Consider the following 16,292-nt stretch of genomic DNA (forward strand, 5'->3'; position numbering starts at 1 on the left):
TGCCCGTTTTCTCAGGGTCGCTACTTACGTGTTCGCATTCCTGACCTTTTAAACTTGTTAATGATAAGGATGACTGCAACCGCCGTAGTAGCCACTACAGCGCCTGCTGCAATAAGCTCAGTCCGCCAGTCAGAAATCACCGCAGACGATTCCGAAGACCGTAATGCGACACAGGGTTTTTGACGATTGAAGTTTTCAATGCCCAGAGAGATTTCTTGCATCTGAACCTGCCGACCGCCTTCCTCAGTATCAGGGTTTTCAATGGCCAGGTAAGCTTTATTGCCTACAAATACCAGGCGCATAGACTCTGCTGCCGCAGGTTTAAATCTGGTGTCAAAACGATGGACGTTGACCTGATCTTCATAAGTAAATACAGACAGTTGTCCATCGCTGTTGTAAATAATGGCGTGCAGATAATCTTCCGTTGTCATCAGCCTGACGGTTGTAGGTGAATCCGGGGAGCGGGAAGAAAAATCAATCCAGTCATCAATAATAAAAGTACTATCCATTTCTCCACTGTCAGCGGCAAACCGACGAATAGAAAGTTTCTCTTCTCCGGGACTGAATGTGGCAACGTAGGTCTGGTCTTTTTGTATCAGGATGTCCAGCCGAGAGTTGACCGTGTCAATGTTACTGGCGGTTATCAACTTTTTATCATCGTTTTCAGAAGCAGCAGCGGGATTTAGTTTTACGTTGAATTGCAATCGGTATCTCTGGTTGGCCGTTAACGGGAACTCGAACAGGGTCGTTTTTCCTGACTTTGTTGTTGCAATAATATTGAGGGAAGAGCCTGTGGTTTTGTGAATAACCTTTGCTGACAGAGACGGGTATGAGCTCAGTATTTTGGCGTGGGGGCTAGAGGTTGTATAAGTCACAATGCCGCACAAACCAAATTGTTGATCCAGTTCAGGGCCCTTATAGCGTGCCAGAATTATACCTCCAGGAGCCGATTCAGAAGACGGTTCAGCCTTAATCACAACGTATATATGCTGGTTTTCCGGGTCATAGGCTTGCAAGAGCGGTGTGCCTTCTGGTGGCGGGCATTGACTTGAGAGGCCGGGCGAATGGGGTGGCAAAGGCTGTGTGGATGTTGGAGTCTGCGAGATGTCATTGTCTGTACTGCAGTCAAATCCTTCTTGTGTGCAGTCAATCCCGGCTAATAAGGCTTGTGATTTGGAGAAAACGTGTAGAAAGGGTAAGTAACCATCCCGAGCGTTCCAGACATCAGGATTAAAAGAGGTGGCATTTGAAAGACCACCGGGGTCTGCAAACTCACTCAGAGCTGTTGGGAATTTGTTACCACTTATTCGGGCCAGCTCACGGTAGGGGATGTTAATGCCTTTGAGCATCGGCAGCTGCGATTCATTACCGGCATTCCAGAGCTTGCTGTTCAATCCGGTCAGGTTTGATTTGAGAGCACTTTTCGATAGTCTTACGACACCTTTATTACGTCCACTGAATGTCTCACTGGTCCATTGGTACTTTGTGAAAGTATCCAGGTTATGCTCAATAGGACCTGCCCGGTACACTCTTGCGGCTGCAGGACTGACATAGGACCACGCTCCCTGTTGTGCCTCAACCCGCCCCGTATTGACATTATTGTAAACTGAGGCCAAGTGGGCCGCAGCCCCGGTAATACCACCTACGTGGCCATTAACGCCTTTCGTTATGACTGCTCCGGCATTCAGGTTGTCCTGAACGCTTGTACCAACCGCTTCCCCGGTAATTCCTCCGGCAGATGCCTGATTGCCGTGAGTCCTGACAGTTCCGACATTGACATTTTGAACAACAGGCGCGTTGATCACGTCTCCTGCTATTCCACCTGCGTAGGTACGCCAACGCTTTGTAGAAATGCTACCCGTATTGAGATTTTTGCTGACCAGGGTTTGCCCGCAAGCATGCCCCACTATTCCGCCACTGCTTCCACTTACGCTTCCAACTAACCTGGAGTAGGCTCTCGAATAATCTGAAGATATTTTTCCAGTGTTGAGGTTATGTAATACCTTGGCTGTTTGTGCTTCTCCTGCAACCCCCCCGGAAAATTGGCTAAAGCCAACATTAACTTCACCGGTATTGACATTGTTGTTAGCAATGCTGTTGTTTCTCAGAGCTCCGACAATGCCACCGGCAGGTGAGGCATATAAATTTCTGGAGGCTATTTTTCCGGTATTCAGGTTATTTGACAGGGACGATGCCTGAACCGCCAATCCGGCGATACCGCCTGCGCTGGCATCTGCGGTCGTGATAACGGTTCCGGTGTTTACGCTGTCGTGTATAATGCTATCAGTAACACTGCCCGCTACACCTCCGGCATGACTGAGAGAACCAATGGTCTTGATGGCTCCGTCATAATTGACTACTTCTTCAATCCTGCTGCCTTTCAACTCTCCCACAAGGGCACCTGCCGGGCTTGTAAATCCGGTACTGGTCACTTTTGGCTCTTTAAGCAGGATCTGCCTGATGGTGCTGTTTTGCAGTGACCCGAAAAAGCCTGAGGTCGTGTTATCGGTTGAAGTTGAAACCTTGAGTCCGGAAATAACGTGGCCGTTGCCATTCAGAGTGAGAGAAAACGGAACGGACGCATTGCCGATGGGTTTCCAGAGAAATTGGCTCAGGTCAATATTACTGGTTAACTGATAGTCACCTTTGACCGGATGGTCAGCATTCAGGTATTGATTGAAATTATTATTGTTCAGCTCGACAGTGTCAGCCCAACTGCTGCAGTCCGGAAAACAGGCGACAAGCGACACTAATAGCAAAGACGATCTTTCACCGACAGTCAGGCTTCTATTCATACGGGTACTGCGATAAGAATAATGATAACAACCACTCGAGTCTGTATGTATAGACTACGGGGCGTCATCATGCAGAAAGATTCCAGGCACCCCATTGACTGGGTCAGAGTCGCCTTGAAGCTGGCAGAAGAAAAATCCGAATGGTTTTTAAGGCGGGCTGCTGTTGCTATTCAGTCGCTCAACCGGCTGCGTAACATCGCCAGAGCTGCATTACCGGTCAGGGCATTCTGTTCCTTACTGGCCTTCTCGCCGAATCCTGTATATTCCAGGTCTTCCTGTGGCAGTTCGTCGAGGAAACGACTGGGTGTGGTATCAATGATTTCACCGTACTGCTTTCGCTGCCCTGCCAGCGTCATGGTCAAAGTCTTTCTGGCGCGGGTGATGCCGACGTAAGTCAGTCGTCGTTCTTCTTCAATATTGTCTTCTTCAATGCTGGTACGGTGGGGCAGAAGGTCCTCTTCCATACCCATCATGAATACATAGGGGTACTCAAGCCCCTTGGAAGCATGAAGCGTTAACAGTTGTACCTTGTCGTTATCTTCTTCCTCTTCCTGCCGTTCCATCATATCTCTGAGAATCAGTCGGGCGATGGCATCTTCAACCGTAGCATCTTCGTCGCCTCTTTCGAGAGTCTGTTGCAGTGAGTCAATCAGGAACCAGACATTGCCCATGCGTTTCTCTGCCCCTGCAGGCGTTGCTGTGGTCTGCATCAGCCAGTTTTCATAGTCGCAGTCGTTAATCATTTCACGGATGGCGGCAATGGGGTCTTCATCGGTCTGGCAGCGGCGGGATACCGAATCCAGCCACTGGGTAAAGTTGCGTAGCTTCTCGACATACTTGGGCGACAGGTCTTCCTGAAGACCCATTTCCTGCGAGGCAGCGTACAAACTCAGGTTGTGAGTACCGGCGTAATTGCCCAGTTTTTCCAACGTAGCAGGGCCTATCTCCCGACGGGGGATGTTGACAACACGCAGGAAGGCGTTGTCATCATCCTGATTCACCAGCAGTCGGAGATAAGCCATCATGTCTTTGACTTCAGCGCGGGCGAAGAATGAAGTGCCGCCATTGATGCGGTAAGGAATTTGATGATGCTGAAGCTTCATTTCCAGCAAGCGAGACTGGAAGTTGCCTCGATACAGCACCGCGTAATCTTTCCAGTGGGTACCGTTTTTTAGTTTCTGGGTCAGTATTTCGGTAGCAATGCGTTCACATTCCATCTCGTCATTACGGCATCGAATAACCCGAATAGTCTCCCCCATGCCCAGTTCGCTCCACAGCGTTTTTTCAAACACGTGGGGATTATTGGCAATCAGGGTATTGGCCGCTTTCAGGATACGGCTGGTGGAGCGGTAATTCTGCTCGAGCTTGATAACTCTTAACGAAGGATAATCGTCCTTGAGCAGTGCCAGGTTTTCAGGACGGGCACCACGCCAGGCGTAAATGGACTGATCATCGTCACCTACCACGGTGAGTTTGCCCCGGTCTCCTACCAGTCGACTGATCAACTCATACTGAGCACCATTGGTATCCTGATATTCGTCGACCAGCACATAGTGGGTTTTGTTCTGCCAGCGCTCCAGAACTTCCGGATGCTCACGGAACAACATGACCGGTTGCAGAATCAAATCATCAAAATCGACCGCATTAAAGGCTTTTAACGTGCGGTTATAATGTTCATAAACCCGAGCAGCGAGTTGCTCGTTGGGCTGACGGGCATTGGCCATGGCCTGTGGGGGCAGAATCAGGTCATTCTTCCAGTTGGAGATCATGTGCTGGACGGCATCAACGCTCTCTTCGTCTGATCCCATTTCCCGCTGCATCAATTCGCCTATCAGAGCGTGGGCATCCTGGGCATCAAAAATGGAAAAGCCCGGCTTGTATCCCAGCGTCTTGCATTCTTTGCGGATCAGGTTGAGCCCCAGGTTGTGAAAGGTTGAAACCGTCAAGCCGTAGGAGGCCCTGCCCTTGACCAGTCTGCCGACACGCTCTTTCATTTCCCGTGCGGCCTTGTTGGTGAAGGTCACGGCAATGATATTGCGGGCATTGATACCACATTCCTGAATCAGGTAAGCGATTTTGGTGGTGATCACACTGGTTTTGCCACTGCCCGCACCGGCCAGAACCAGCAAAGGGGTATCAATGTATTTGACGGCTTCGGCCTGTCGGTCGTTGAGTCTGTGCACGGGGGGTCGCTTTGGTGTTGTGTCTTGAGCTGAGAGGATCAGTATATCAGGAATCTGGCTGTACCGTTGTCTGTTTTAAAATTGACATAAAGGCTCTCTGGCACCATTCTGGTCACAGGATCAATATAACAATGACAAAAATTCAAGTGGTTTTTGAGCCTATGAAATTTCGTTTTATTTTCAGTGTGCTGTCACTGCTGTCAGTCTCTTTAACTGCTCAGGGTACTTTTTCTATTGTTGCCGTTGACCCTGTTACCAGAGAAGTTGGGGCTGCCGGGGCAACCTGTTCTCCTCTAAGCGCCTTCCAGCGTACGGAAGCCGATTTTTTATCACGACTGCATCCGGGCAAAGGTGTCATCGTGAGTCAGGCTTTTTACCACGAAGTCAATCAGCAAAATGCCAGCAAAAAGATGGATGAGGGTATGAGTCCCGAGCAAATCATTCGCTGGCTAAAGGCCAATGACGTGGATCAATTCCCATCCGCCCGGCAGTACGGCATTGTCGATTTTGATGCTGCCAATCATCCACGGTCTGCTGCTTTTACGGGAGAAGATGTCTTTATTGCAGATGGACATCGTACGGGAAACCATTATGTGATTCTGGGAAATTCTCTATTACATGAAGCAGTATTGGATAATATGGAAGATAGTTTTAACGGTACCCAGGGCAGTCTGGCTGATAAACTCATGGCCGCCATACAGGGCGCTAATTTTGCTGGTGCCGATCGCCGCTGTTCTTCTAAAGGGGTTTCCTCATTATTCTCTTTTTTGGTGGTTGCCCGACCTGATGACACCGAAGAGAACTACTACGTCGATTTGGGCGTAGCGTCCGTTCCCGCAGGTGTCGATCCGATCAATGAGCTTCAGGCTCAGTTTGACAAATGGAAAGCATCTATTTCCGGGAAGCAGGTGCATCAAGACCTTTGATATCCTCCCCGTCGTAAAAATATTCTGCTTCCCATGCTTCATCGTGGGAACGAATCAATCACGTTCCCACAGACCAGCGAGTTTTGAGTGCTTCAGGAGTGCTTCCACTTCTGGGTTCTGTTCAATAGCAATTTACCCAACGTCATATGAGCTATCTTGACGCAGGCTGCGGTTGCCAGAATCAAAACCGCCATGGCTGCGGCCGGGCCTGTTTGTCCGGCATCTTCCATATTCATTACAGAAACGGAAGCCAGCATAGTATCCGTGGAGTAAAGGAAAACAACAGCCGACGTGGTGGTCAGGGCGTTGACGAAAAGGTAGATCGCTATATCCAGCAAAGCAGGCGTGCAGACCGGCAGGGATACTTTCAGGAAAGCTTTATACTGTGGAATCTTGAGTGATGCGGCTACCTGTTCGATCTCGGCGGGTAACTTCTTCAGAGCGGTCAATGCCGTCAGGTGCCCGACAGTGAAATAGTGGGCCACGGTGTTGATAACCAGAATAGCCATGGTTCCATAGAGTATACCCAGCGGATTACCGGCCTGATTAAAGAAGAAGATATAACCCAGACCCAGCACCATACCGGGTACTGCCATCGGCAACATGGCCATAATGTGGATAAAGTGCCTTAGTATGGGGGGTAACTTACTTTTTTCCACATTGTAAGCGGTAATGAAAATAATCAGGGTTCCGGCAATAGCCGTATAGAACGCCATTTCCAGAGAGTTGAAATAGGGTTCCCAGCCATTGGCACTGAACCTTTCAAACTGATAGTTGTTCCAGGATAGCTCCATATTCCAGGGCCAGAAAGTGACCAATGAGCCATAAATCGCCATGCCCACCACGGCCAAAATGGCCAGAGAGACCAGGCTACAGAGCAGGAAGAAAATGCTGTCCTTCACGGGGTTTCGCTCGGGCTGGAAATTGACTGAGCGAGCGCCAAACAATTCCTTCTGTTTTTTCTGCACTCTGTGATCAATCACAAAAGCCAATAGAGCGGGTATCAGCAAAAGCACACTGATGACAGCGCCCATGGCAAAGTTCTGCTGACCGGCGACCTGTTTATAGATGTCGGTAGCCAGTACGTTATATTGGCCACCAATCACTTTCGGGACACCAAAGTCGGTTACGACCAGGGTGAATACGACAGTGACCGTGCTGATCAAACCAAACTTGGCAGCTGGAAGCGTGACTGTTGTAAACGTTCTGAATGGAGAGGTACCCATGGAGCGAGCTGCTTCATAGAGTCTGGCGTCGGATGTTGAAAGCGCCGTGGTAAGAATTAGCAGTGCATGGGGAAAGGTCCAGAAAGCCAGACCCATAACAATACCGGGCAGACCATAAATAGAGTGACCAAACAGCAGGTCTACAGCCACCCCCTGATTACCAAACAGATAAATCATACTGATGGCAGGCAATAGGGAAGGTGCCAGTATGGGTAACATGCCCATTACTTTGAAGAGCGGTTTCAAAGGCATCTGGGTTCGTGTCAGTCCGTAAGCAAACAGGAATGACAAGCTAACGACTATTGTCGTAACAATAACACCGACTTTCAGCGTGTTGCCAATGGAATGACTCAGGGCCGGGTTGCCAAGATACTCAGCAAAGTAACTCAGACCAATAAACGTCCCACTGCTGTCCTGAACGCTTCTTGCCAGCATGGCCAGGAGTGGCAGAAGCAGTGAAATGATCAGATAGAGAGCAACCGCTCCGATGACCAGCCCAAGAATCCATTGATCCCTGCTGATGGCTGGCAGCAGAGGCTTCCGGCCCAGTGCTGGAGAGTTTGCATCCGCTGGGGTGTGTGTAGATAGACTCATATTTAAAGCGGGCTCATCATGCTGCAGGGAAGACATGGATATGTTTTTCACTCAGGGACAACCGATTCTGGCTCCCCGGTTCCAGCTTAAGGCCAGCCAGCTGGTGGACAGGTACATCGACTTTAATCAGTCGCTCACTGCTCCAGCCAACAGGGCTGCACTCTGCACGAACAAAGGAGCCCTGAAACTCCAGACTTTCAACACTGACTGGCAAAGCAGACTGACCTTCACTGAAGCTCAGGTCTTCCGGACGAATCCCCAGAATCACTTTTCTCGTTGTTGACTCAGTCACTGGCAGAGAGAGTGGCTGGTTGGCCAGTACGACCTGATTCTTTTTGTTGGTATCACCTTCCAGAAAGTTCATGGCGCCAACAAATTCAGCAACGAAGCGAGAGGCTGGCTGTTTGTAAATTTCTTCCGGTGTGCCTATCTGTTCTATGTTTCCGTGATTCATCACCACGATGCGATCAGCCATAGCCATGGCTTCTTCCTGGTCATGGGTCACCATAATGGTGGTAATGCCCAGTTTTCTTTGCAGCTTACAGATCGTTTCCCGCAACTTGATTCTGACTTTGGCATCCAGGGCCGAGAGGGGTTCATCGAGCAACAACAACCCCGGAGAGAGTGCCAGAGCCCTTGCTAGTGCTACACGCTGTTGTTGACCGCCAGAAAGCTGAGAGGGAAATTTGAGGCCGGAATCCTGCAGGCCGATAATATCCAGCCATTGGTTCACGCTGTCCTCAACTTCACGTTTGGATTGACCCTGGTTTTTCAAACCAAAACCGATATTTTCTGAAACACTCAGGTTGGGGAACAGGGCATAGGATTGAAAGACAATGCCGAAGTCTCTTTGTTCAGGTGGGAGTGCTGTTATGTTGGTGCCATCCTGCCAGATCTCTCCCTGTTTACAGGCTTCCAATCCGGCAATCATTCTCAACAGCGTCGTCTTTCCGCAACCCGAGGGGCCGAGAAAACAGATGAATTCACCCTTATTAACGGACAGGGAAATCTCTTTGAGAGCGGTGAAATCGCCGAAGCGTTTCCCCAGGTTTTCGATGGTGAGAAAGGGTTTCATAGCGTTAACTTCCTAAAGCTCCAAACCTGAAAAGCCGTTTATTCCCGTTGGGGAATAAACGGCACTTTCTGTGTAACTAGTGTGATATCACGACTTGGGTTCGGACATATGATCGAAACGCTTGGACCACTCAGCAAGTACAGTCTCACGCTCACTGGCCATTTCACCAAAGTCCAGATCCACCATGGCGCTTTCTACATCTGGATAGTTAGGTACTTCTTTACGGACGTCTTTGTGACCGACAACGGGGTAAGCCTCTACATAATGCTCATTCGCTTCCTGGCTGAGAGACCAGTCGATCAGTTTTTTTGCAGCTGCAGCCTTGTCGGTACCTGCAACCAGACCCACTGACTCCACATCCCAGCCAATGCCACCTTTTGGCAGAATCAGATCCAGTGGCGCGCCCTGGCTTTTCAGTTGAGCTCCACGAACTGCCATGGAAATACCAATAGCCACTTCACCCATGGCAGCCTGAACACAGGGCTTGGAACCTGAGTGAGTGTATTGGGACATGTTGTTGTTCAGCTTATCCATATAGGCCCAGCCTTTGTCTTCACCCATGCTCTGCAGCCAGGCGGAAACCTGCATATAGCCAGTGCCGGAAGAGGCCGGGTTAGGCATGGCAATCTGGCCCTGATAGACCGGATCAAGCAGGTCTTGCCAGGATTGAGGCTTGGGCAGTTTTTTGGCTGCGGCTACCGCTTCGTTGTAGCAAATGACATTGAAATAGGCCTGGTTGCCAAACCAGGCTTTAGCGGCATCAGGATCAACCAGCTGAGTCTTGATTTGATCCAGACCTCTGGGCTTGTAGGTGCCCAGTACGCCTTCGTCCTTCAGCAGTGCCATGCTGGAACCGGCCAGACCCCATACGACGTCTGCCCTGCTGTTATCTTTTTCTGCCAGCAGTTTAGCGGTCATGATACCGGTAGAGTCCCGTACCCATTTGATGCTGATATCGGGATTATCCTGCTCAAAGGCTTTCTTGTAGCGATTCAGAATGTCGGTCTCAAAAGCAGTATAAACCGTCAATTCCACAGGAGATGCAGCGAAAGATGAAGCGCTGAAAATTGAAGTTGTTGCCAGGGTCAGGGCTGTCAGGTGTTTTTTCATGGAGCTCTCTCCAGTCGGATAATCATTTTGTTCTGGCTAAGACCAGAAGGGATATCGCGATTCTACGAGAGAGAAATGACTAAAATATTACAGATCTTTTTCGACTCTGTGACAGCTTCCTGCAACATGGCCAACTCCTGGTCGTCGGAGGCTGTGCAATCAGGCGGCGGTTCGGCAGAGTGCCCAGAACCAGGGCGGGGTCTTTGGCACCATTATTACGGTGGCGGGGATTGGGGCTGCTGCGCTGCTTTAGTCGCCGGGCAGCCAGTCGTCATCTGTGATCTGTTCAAAGGTCCATGGGCATTGGCCGGGAAAGCTTTTTTTGCTCAGCTTCTGGCTTTCACTGCGAGCGTAATTGTTCATCTGCTTAACTGCTTGCCGACAAGCATCGGAATATGCACCCGCCAATAACTCCACGATCATGGGCTGTAAATGAGGGTGTTTTGAAATTTGCTTTTCAATCGCTGCTCTGGAATTGTAGATACTTGGCATCCACGTCTGGACAACCTTATCCTCTACCCACAAATCTTTCAGAATGCGTTTCTGATAATCGTATTTGAGAAGATGTAAAACCAATACCGATAAATGAGACTCAAGAGTATCTCTGGTACTGCCCATTTCGTACTCCATCGCCTCCAACAGATTGTCAATGTCGAGTTTGTGAAATTGTCGCTGAGCCAGCAGCTCCCGTTGCTGGCTTAGCCAGGCGGTGTAGTCGGTTTTGTATAAATCAGTCATCATCAGCCTCCGGCAGCCAGCCATCTTCCATGATTTCGTCATAGGTCCATGGGCACTCAGACGGGAAAGCGTCGGGTCTGCACTGCATCTCGTTGGCAGCAAGCTTTCGGGCGTACTGATAGGCTTTTGGCAAAATCTCGTCCAGTTTACTATTGAGAGCGGGATTTTCTTCAAGCTCATGCTCAATGGCAATACGTTGTTTACTGATACTGGTTGACCAGCTTCGGAACCATTGATCCATCTCATGCAAATCATTTTTTTTACGCTGCATCTGCCATTTAAGCGAGTGCATGAGTAATTGAGACAAACGGCTCTGTACTGAACGATAACGGGCTCTACCCATGTCCTCAACTTCCTCGACCAGGTTGTCCATATCAAGTTCATCGAAACGGCCTTGCCTGATAAGCTCGGCTTGTCGATAAGACCATGTGTAGAAATCAGTGTCATACAAGTTTTCCATAAATCACCTCCATTGCCCTACCACTGTAGGCAAATAACATAGGGGAATCAAAATGAATTGCTAAAGCACAGATGCTTTTGCCGGGGCTTTGCCCGTGGTTTTGGGCTGGTCAATTTGGTCATTGATGCCAGGGAGAACCGTCAATATCGCAAAGAAATGATGGGTTTGCTGAAAGATTTATCGAATGAGCGTAAAACCCCGTACTTTAATAGGGTGTCGCAAAACTCTGGTTCCCAAGGACCAGCACGGGAACGAGTTTTTGGAGTTGTGCGACACCCTCTTTACGACAGGGAGGATGTCAAAGGATGTTTTCAATATTCTTTTCTGCAATGCCGGGAGCCAGGGTCATGCCCTTGCCACCGATGGCCGTGAGAAAATGAATTTTGTCGTCTATATCATCCTGGTAGTAGTGATCGGTTTTACTCTGGCAATAATAACCTGCCCAATATTCCGCGATATCCCAGCAAGGAAGCTCAACAATGTTTCTGGCTTCTGTCAGCATCCGTTCATTGATGGATTGATTCATTGTGAAGGAGAGTTTCTCTGCCTCGCGGGCATCGGCGTACTCGTGTGAGTCGCCAATGATGATGGACCCGTCAAGCTCCTGTTTGAACAGAATATGTATCCCGTACTTATCCAGCTCTGAGTCTTTTTCTCCGGCACTCCAGGAAGGCAAGTTGCGAAAGCTCTCATAGCGTCTGATAGTCCTGCCCGAAAGCAAATTGCCATTGAGACTGACGCTCTTCAGTGGTTTGGTACGCATCATTTGGAGCTTGACCAGCTCAATATCACTGTTGAGAAAGCGTGATGGAAACAGGGTTTTGAAATCATGCCCGTTACAGACTATCGCTTTTGAAGCCCGGTATTGCTCACCAGCTGAATCCATACTGATGACTTCATCCTGCCCGGTTTCCATGCTGATGATTTGGGTGTTGGGTCGGTATTCAACGGTGTATTCCTGCTGAATAAACTCAATGATGCGGTAAATCAGTTGCAGGGGGTTAACACTGAATTCCTCCGGGAAGTACAAGGCACCTTTTGCATAACTTTTCTTGACGGCAGGATTGGCACGTATAACCTCGTCAATACTTAGCAGTGATGAAGGGTAGCCCGTTTGCTGATTTCGTTGGTGTAGCTCTTGCAACATGGCCAACTCCTGGTCATCGGAGGCTATATACCAGCTGCCATTTCTTCGGGCTGAAATATCAAACTGATCTTGCAGGGTCTGATAAATGCTCAGAGAGTCCAGGGCGGTCGGCAGCAGGTCTGCTGTCATGCCGGATGGAACAACCATGCCAAAGTTTCTGACGGTGGCCTGTACCGGTTGACTGTCTTTTTCAACCAGCAGTACCTTATACCCCCGCTTCGCAGCAGCGAAGGCGTGAAAAGTGCCAAGAATACCTGCACCGACAACCATTAAATCGTATTTCAAAGGTGTCTCCCTGTGTTCAAATGTGCTTAAGGATATCGGCCAGGCTGTCGAGCACCAGCGTTGGAGCGGCTGTTGCCAGTTGCTCCCGGGTCTGGGCGCCTGTAGTCACGCCAACCGTGATACCGCAGTGGGCGTTTTTTCCTTCCTCGATGTCAATGGCTGAATCTCCGGCTTTAAGTACCTGTGAACTGTCGTGAATACCGGTTTTCTCCATGGCCAGCTCAATCATGTCCGGTGCTGGTCTGCCGTTTGTTACATCATCCGCAGTGATCAGGGTGTCGAATTCGACCCCGGGCAGCCAGTTCATCTTTTTCAGCAGGCCTGTTGCTACCTGGTGGCTATAGCCGGTGTTGAGTGCGACTTTGATGCCTCTTGCCCGCAGCTCTTTCAAAAGTTCGGGGACGCCGTCAAAAGAGGTGACTGCCAGTTCTTCATAGGCCCGTGTCAGTTGTTTTTTAAAGGACTGGAAGATTTGTTCCGAGTCCGAGTGGTCAAAGCCTTTGGACGACAGGGTATCTTTTATGGCCTGATGCTTCTCTTTGCCTGCGCCATGCTCAAGGACTTCGTCCAGAGTGAAATCGTAGCCTGCGTCGACAAGACTCTTCTGAACGGTTTTGTAAACGACGTTGTCTTCATTGACCGTAGTACCAGCCATATCAAAAACCGCGAGTTGAATTTTGTTCATTGTGACCTCTTCTCATTTTTCAGATTCGGAAATTAAAGGGTTTGGACGTTCAGTAAGAAAATGGCTCATACCATTGGCACCAGCAGGTATTAATGACTCTCAAGTCATGGGGCTCACAGTGGTGTCAGCGGCTATAACCACCGCATCCTGCCGCCAATACTCAAAGTCACAGTCAATCAAGACATTCGATTGATCGTAGTTTGTTCGCTCAACCAACAAACCGGAACTGCCCGTGGTGACCTTGAGGTGCAAAGAAGCCTCGGCATTCAGGCCTACCGGGTACAACCTGAAACTGACCCGGGCATACTGGCGGTTATAATGCTCCTGATAGATATCGGAGAGTGATCGAGACAGATCATGCTTGAGCAGATCCGGGAAGTAGGCAGGGTTCATGTAATTTTCAACGTAGAGGACATTTCGCCCATCCACTGAACGAAGGCGTTGCAGCCGATACACAGGGGTCAGAGCTGGGATCTGAAGTAGCTTTTGAACCCTGGGCGGTGCTGGTACCCGTTCAGCATGGATCATCCGGGTACCGGGTACTCTGCCCTGGCGGGTAACGATGGTATGAAAGTTAGCATTCACCGTAGGGTCATAGGTCACTCTTTGCGGAGAAACAAACCAGCCTCTGCGATCTTCGCGATAGACCAGTCCGTCGGCTTCCAGTGATGACAATGACTCTCTGAGAGTAATGCGGGTGGTACCGAATTTTTCACTCAGCAATCGCTCCGAGGGTAGCTTGCTTCCCGGTTTTAATGCCCCGCTTTCTATCTGCTCGTTCAGGGCCGTGCGAATGATTTGATACTGATTTTTTCCCTGTCCCATAAATACTATTCTCTAAGGGTCAATGGATTTTCAACTGGTATAGACCATACTAAACGGCTTTTATGACAATTAAATGATCGCTTTTATGACAATTAACTATTTGCTTGACTGACGTTGGGGGGAGCTCTTTTAGCTGTTGTTTCCAGACTGGTATGAATGTGAAATTTTTATGAAGAGTGGTCGCTGGGTATTTACAGAAAAAAGTGTCTCCATCATGATTTTGTACCAATTGGTATATACCAGACGATTGAAATTTCTGTTTCTACAGGTGTCTCATTAAAGTCATGTCTACAAAAGAAGTGCCCACTGTGAAAGAAAAGAGCCTGGAAAATCCTTATCTTCTGTTGACTCCGGGACCCCTCTCAACCTCTGCCAGTGTCCGAGAAGCGATGCTGCGTGACTGGTGTACCTGGGACGATGATTACAACCTTGGCGTGGTTGAAGAGATCCGCAGTCAGCTGATTAAACTGGCCTCGGATACTGATGACTACACCGCCGTTCTCATGCAGGGTAGTGGTACTGCTTCGGTAGAAGCAACCGTCGGGTCGGTTATCTCTGATGAAGGGAAATTACTGGTCATTAACAATGGGGCTTACGGTGCCCGTATTGCCCGGATTGCCGAGTATCTGAATATTCCCCACAGTGTTCTGAATTGTGGTGAGATTAATCCGCCGACGCCGGGGGAAATTGATCAGGTACTCTCTGAAGATAAAGCCATCACTCATGTCGCCATTGTTCATTGTGAAACCACAACAGGCATGCTGAACCCTGTTGAAGCAGTCGCACAGGTGGTGAAGAAACACGACTGTATTCTGATTGTTGATGCCATGAGCAGCTTCGGCGGTGTGCCGATTGACCTTGCCGGGCTGGGTATTGATTTTCTGATCAGCTCTGCCAACAAGTGTATTCAGGGCGTACCCGGTTTTGGCTTTGTTATAGCTCGTCGTACTCTTTTGTCCCAATGCAAAGGCCTGGCCCGCTCTCTGTCTCTGGACCTCTATGATCAGTGGCAATGCATGGAAAAGAATCACGGTAAGTGGCGTTTTACTTCCCCCACCCACACCGTAAGGGCTTTCCATCAAGCCCTGGCAGAGTTGATTGAAGAGGGGGGCATTGCTGCCCGTCACAAGCGCTACGCCAGCAATCAGCGTTTGCTCGTCCAGGGTATGAGTGAGCTGGGCTTCCGGTGCCTGTTAGACACTGAACTGCACTCTCCGTTTATAACTTCATTTTACTCCCCCGAGCACCCCGATTATGAATTCCTCCGCTTTTATGAGCAGCTGAAAGGGAAAGGTTTCGTCATTTATCCCGGTAAAGTCTCTGATGCTGACTGTTTCAGAATTGGCAATATCGGGGAAGTGTATCCGGAAGACATCAGCCGATTGATTAAAGCCGTTTCCGAAAGCATGTACTGGCAGGAACAGTAATACTGTCAGGGTGTGAACCTGAAAGTAAGCGCTGACTGATAGATGATCTGCCTGAGCCGCTGAGCTGATAGCCAGAGATTGAAAAAACAGCTTCATAACAAAGAGAGGTTATCGGTTAACCTGGTTCACGATCCAGCTTTCTGTAATGCACCGCTTCAGCAAGATGCTTCTGTTGAATGTCTTTGTCCTCATCAATATCCGCCAGAGTTCGGGCCACTCTCAGTATTCGGTGTACGGCTCTGGCTGAGTAACCCAGTTTGTCACACAGCCGGGTCATAAAATCCTGTTCTTGCTTATTCAGTGAACAGTATTCATCCATCTCGCTGGCAGACAATCGGGCGTTGGGTTTCCCCTGCCTGTGCTGCTGGATAGACCTTGCCTGAATCACCTGTTGACGTATTTTTTCAGTTGACAGGTTTTCATCTTCGGGCGGGTTTTCAAAAAGTCGCTCCGTTTTCTGACTGGAAACCTCTATCTGTAAATCAATGCGATCCAGTAAAGGACCTGACAGTTTTCGTTTATAACGTCTGACCTGCTCGGCAGAACACTGGCAGGCTTTCTGTGGGTCTCCAAGATATCCGCAGGGGCAGGGGTTCATGGCGGCAATCAACTGAAAGCCGGCAGGGAAGCTGGCCTGACCTTTGGCTCGGGAAATAACCACTTCCCGGGTTTCCAGGGGCTCTCTCAGTACTTCCAGGGCTACCTTTTGAAACTCCGGCAGTTCATCCAGGAACAGGACACCATTATGCGCAAAGGAAATCTCTCCTGGTCGGGGCTGGCTGCCTGACATTTACACTTATTACTGATAGCGTAAAG

General features: G+C 49.4%; 13 protein-coding genes. 2 read left to right on the top strand and 11 right to left on the bottom strand.

Annotated elements, in window-relative coordinates:
* Nucleotides 1-20 precede the first annotated feature (20 nt).
* Nucleotides 21-2,795, bottom strand: a complete 2,775-nt coding sequence (locus ACO6VG_RS09580; protein WP_422473644.1) for a hypothetical protein — start codon at nucleotides 2,793-2,795, stop codon at nucleotides 21-23.
* A gap of 170 nt (nucleotides 2,796-2,965) precedes the next feature.
* Nucleotides 2,966-4,978, bottom strand: coding sequence for a DNA helicase Rep (rep, locus tag ACO6VG_RS09585; RefSeq protein ID WP_422473646.1), 2,013 nt, complete (start codon nucleotides 4,976-4,978; stop codon nucleotides 2,966-2,968).
* 131 nt (nucleotides 4,979-5,109) lie between these two features.
* Here rep and ACO6VG_RS09590 point away from each other — a divergent pair, with 131 nt between their 5' ends.
* Nucleotides 5,110-5,904, top strand: coding sequence for a DUF1028 domain-containing protein (locus tag ACO6VG_RS09590; RefSeq protein WP_422413194.1), 795 nt, complete (start codon nucleotides 5,110-5,112; stop codon nucleotides 5,902-5,904).
* A 92-nt stretch (nucleotides 5,905-5,996) separates the two neighbouring features.
* On the opposite strand, the gene ACO6VG_RS09595 is transcribed toward ACO6VG_RS09590, so the two are convergent.
* The 8 genes from ACO6VG_RS09595 to phnR all read right to left on the bottom strand — a co-directional run bounded on the left by ACO6VG_RS09595 (nucleotide 5,997) and on the right by phnR (nucleotide 14,049).
* Nucleotides 5,997-7,775 (bottom strand): putative 2-aminoethylphosphonate ABC transporter permease subunit, encoded by a 1,779-nt coding sequence (locus ACO6VG_RS09595; protein ID WP_422473648.1) that lies wholly within the window; start codon nucleotides 7,773-7,775, stop codon nucleotides 5,997-5,999.
* Nucleotides 7,741-8,799, bottom strand: a complete 1,059-nt coding sequence (locus tag ACO6VG_RS09600; RefSeq protein WP_422136725.1) for a putative 2-aminoethylphosphonate ABC transporter ATP-binding protein — start codon at nucleotides 8,797-8,799, stop codon at nucleotides 7,741-7,743. The genes ACO6VG_RS09595 and ACO6VG_RS09600 overlap by 35 nt, the downstream gene beginning before the upstream one ends.
* 87 nt (nucleotides 8,800-8,886) lie before the next feature.
* The gene (locus tag ACO6VG_RS09605; protein ID WP_422139794.1) at nucleotides 8,887-9,909 is read right to left on the bottom strand and encodes a putative 2-aminoethylphosphonate ABC transporter substrate-binding protein; all 1,023 of its coding nucleotides are present in this window, start codon (nucleotides 9,907-9,909) and stop codon (nucleotides 8,887-8,889) included.
* Between the two features lie 249 nt (nucleotides 9,910-10,158).
* Nucleotides 10,159-10,647: a DUF29 domain-containing protein gene (locus ACO6VG_RS09610; RefSeq protein ID WP_422442145.1), complete on the bottom strand. Its 489-nt coding sequence runs from the start codon at nucleotides 10,645-10,647 to the stop codon at nucleotides 10,159-10,161.
* The gene (locus tag ACO6VG_RS09615; RefSeq protein WP_422136728.1) at nucleotides 10,640-11,107 is read right to left on the bottom strand and encodes a DUF29 domain-containing protein; all 468 of its coding nucleotides are present in this window, start codon (nucleotides 11,105-11,107) and stop codon (nucleotides 10,640-10,642) included. The genes ACO6VG_RS09610 and ACO6VG_RS09615 overlap by 8 nt, the downstream gene beginning before the upstream one ends.
* Nucleotides 11,108-11,405: 298 nt before the next feature.
* Nucleotides 11,406-12,539 carry a TIGR03364 family FAD-dependent oxidoreductase gene (locus ACO6VG_RS09620; RefSeq protein ID WP_422136729.1) on the bottom strand — a complete coding sequence of 378 codons (1,134 nt, stop codon included), beginning with the start codon at nucleotides 12,537-12,539 and terminating at the stop codon, nucleotides 11,406-11,408.
* A 16-nt stretch (nucleotides 12,540-12,555) separates the two neighbouring features.
* Entirely contained in the window at nucleotides 12,556-13,224 is a 669-nt protein-coding gene (locus tag ACO6VG_RS09625) for a phosphonatase-like hydrolase (protein WP_422473651.1), read from the bottom strand.
* A gap of 99 nt (nucleotides 13,225-13,323) precedes the next feature.
* A complete protein-coding gene (phnR, locus tag ACO6VG_RS09630; RefSeq protein WP_422136731.1) occupies nucleotides 13,324-14,049 on the bottom strand; it encodes a phosphonate utilization transcriptional regulator PhnR in 726 nt (241 codons plus the stop codon).
* Nucleotides 14,050-14,333: 284 nt separating this feature from the next.
* Between phnR and phnW the strand changes: the two genes are divergently transcribed.
* Nucleotides 14,334-15,476 carry a 2-aminoethylphosphonate--pyruvate transaminase gene (gene phnW, locus ACO6VG_RS09635; protein WP_422473653.1) on the top strand — a complete coding sequence of 381 codons (1,143 nt, stop codon included), beginning with the start codon at nucleotides 14,334-14,336 and terminating at the stop codon, nucleotides 15,474-15,476.
* Between the two features lie 115 nt (nucleotides 15,477-15,591).
* Here phnW and ACO6VG_RS09640 read toward each other — a convergent pair whose 3' ends face one another.
* Complete coding sequence (locus ACO6VG_RS09640; protein WP_422473655.1) at nucleotides 15,592-16,266, bottom strand: ATP-binding protein; 675 nt, start codon at nucleotides 16,264-16,266, stop codon at nucleotides 15,592-15,594.
* Nucleotides 16,267-16,292 lie beyond the last annotated feature (26 nt).

The organism is Endozoicomonas sp. ALB032 (assembly GCF_049310125.1).
Taxonomy (GTDB): domain Bacteria; phylum Pseudomonadota; class Gammaproteobacteria; order Pseudomonadales; family Endozoicomonadaceae; genus Endozoicomonas_A.

What these genes read in the sequence shown, in the direction of transcription:
- ACO6VG_RS09580 (WP_422473644.1), bottom strand. Translation starts at nt 2,795, where the DNA reads ATGAATAGAAGCCTGACTGTCGGTGAAAGATCGTCTTTGCTATTAGTG.
- ACO6VG_RS09590 (WP_422413194.1), top strand. Translation starts at nt 5,110, where the DNA reads ATGACAAAAATTCAAGTGGTTTTTGAGCCTATGAAATTTCGTTTTATT.
- ACO6VG_RS09600 (WP_422136725.1), bottom strand. Translation starts at nt 8,799, where the DNA reads ATGAAACCCTTTCTCACCATCGAAAACCTGGGGAAACGCTTCGGCGAT.
- ACO6VG_RS09605 (WP_422139794.1), bottom strand. Translation starts at nt 9,909, where the DNA reads ATGAAAAAACACCTGACAGCCCTGACCCTGGCAACAACTTCAATTTTC.
- ACO6VG_RS09610 (WP_422442145.1), bottom strand. Translation starts at nt 10,647, where the DNA reads ATGACTGATTTATACAAAACCGACTACACCGCCTGGCTAAGCCAGCAA.
- ACO6VG_RS09615 (WP_422136728.1), bottom strand. Translation starts at nt 11,107, where the DNA reads ATGGAAAACTTGTATGACACTGATTTCTACACATGGTCTTATCGACAA.
- ACO6VG_RS09625 (WP_422473651.1), bottom strand. Translation starts at nt 13,224, where the DNA reads ATGAACAAAATTCAACTCGCGGTTTTTGATATGGCTGGTACTACGGTC.
- phnR (WP_422136731.1), bottom strand. Translation starts at nt 14,049, where the DNA reads ATGGGACAGGGAAAAAATCAGTATCAAATCATTCGCACGGCCCTGAAC.
- phnW (WP_422473653.1), top strand. Translation starts at nt 14,334, where the DNA reads ATGTCTACAAAAGAAGTGCCCACTGTGAAAGAAAAGAGCCTGGAAAAT.
- ACO6VG_RS09640 (WP_422473655.1), bottom strand. Translation starts at nt 16,266, where the DNA reads ATGTCAGGCAGCCAGCCCCGACCAGGAGAGATTTCCTTTGCGCATAAT.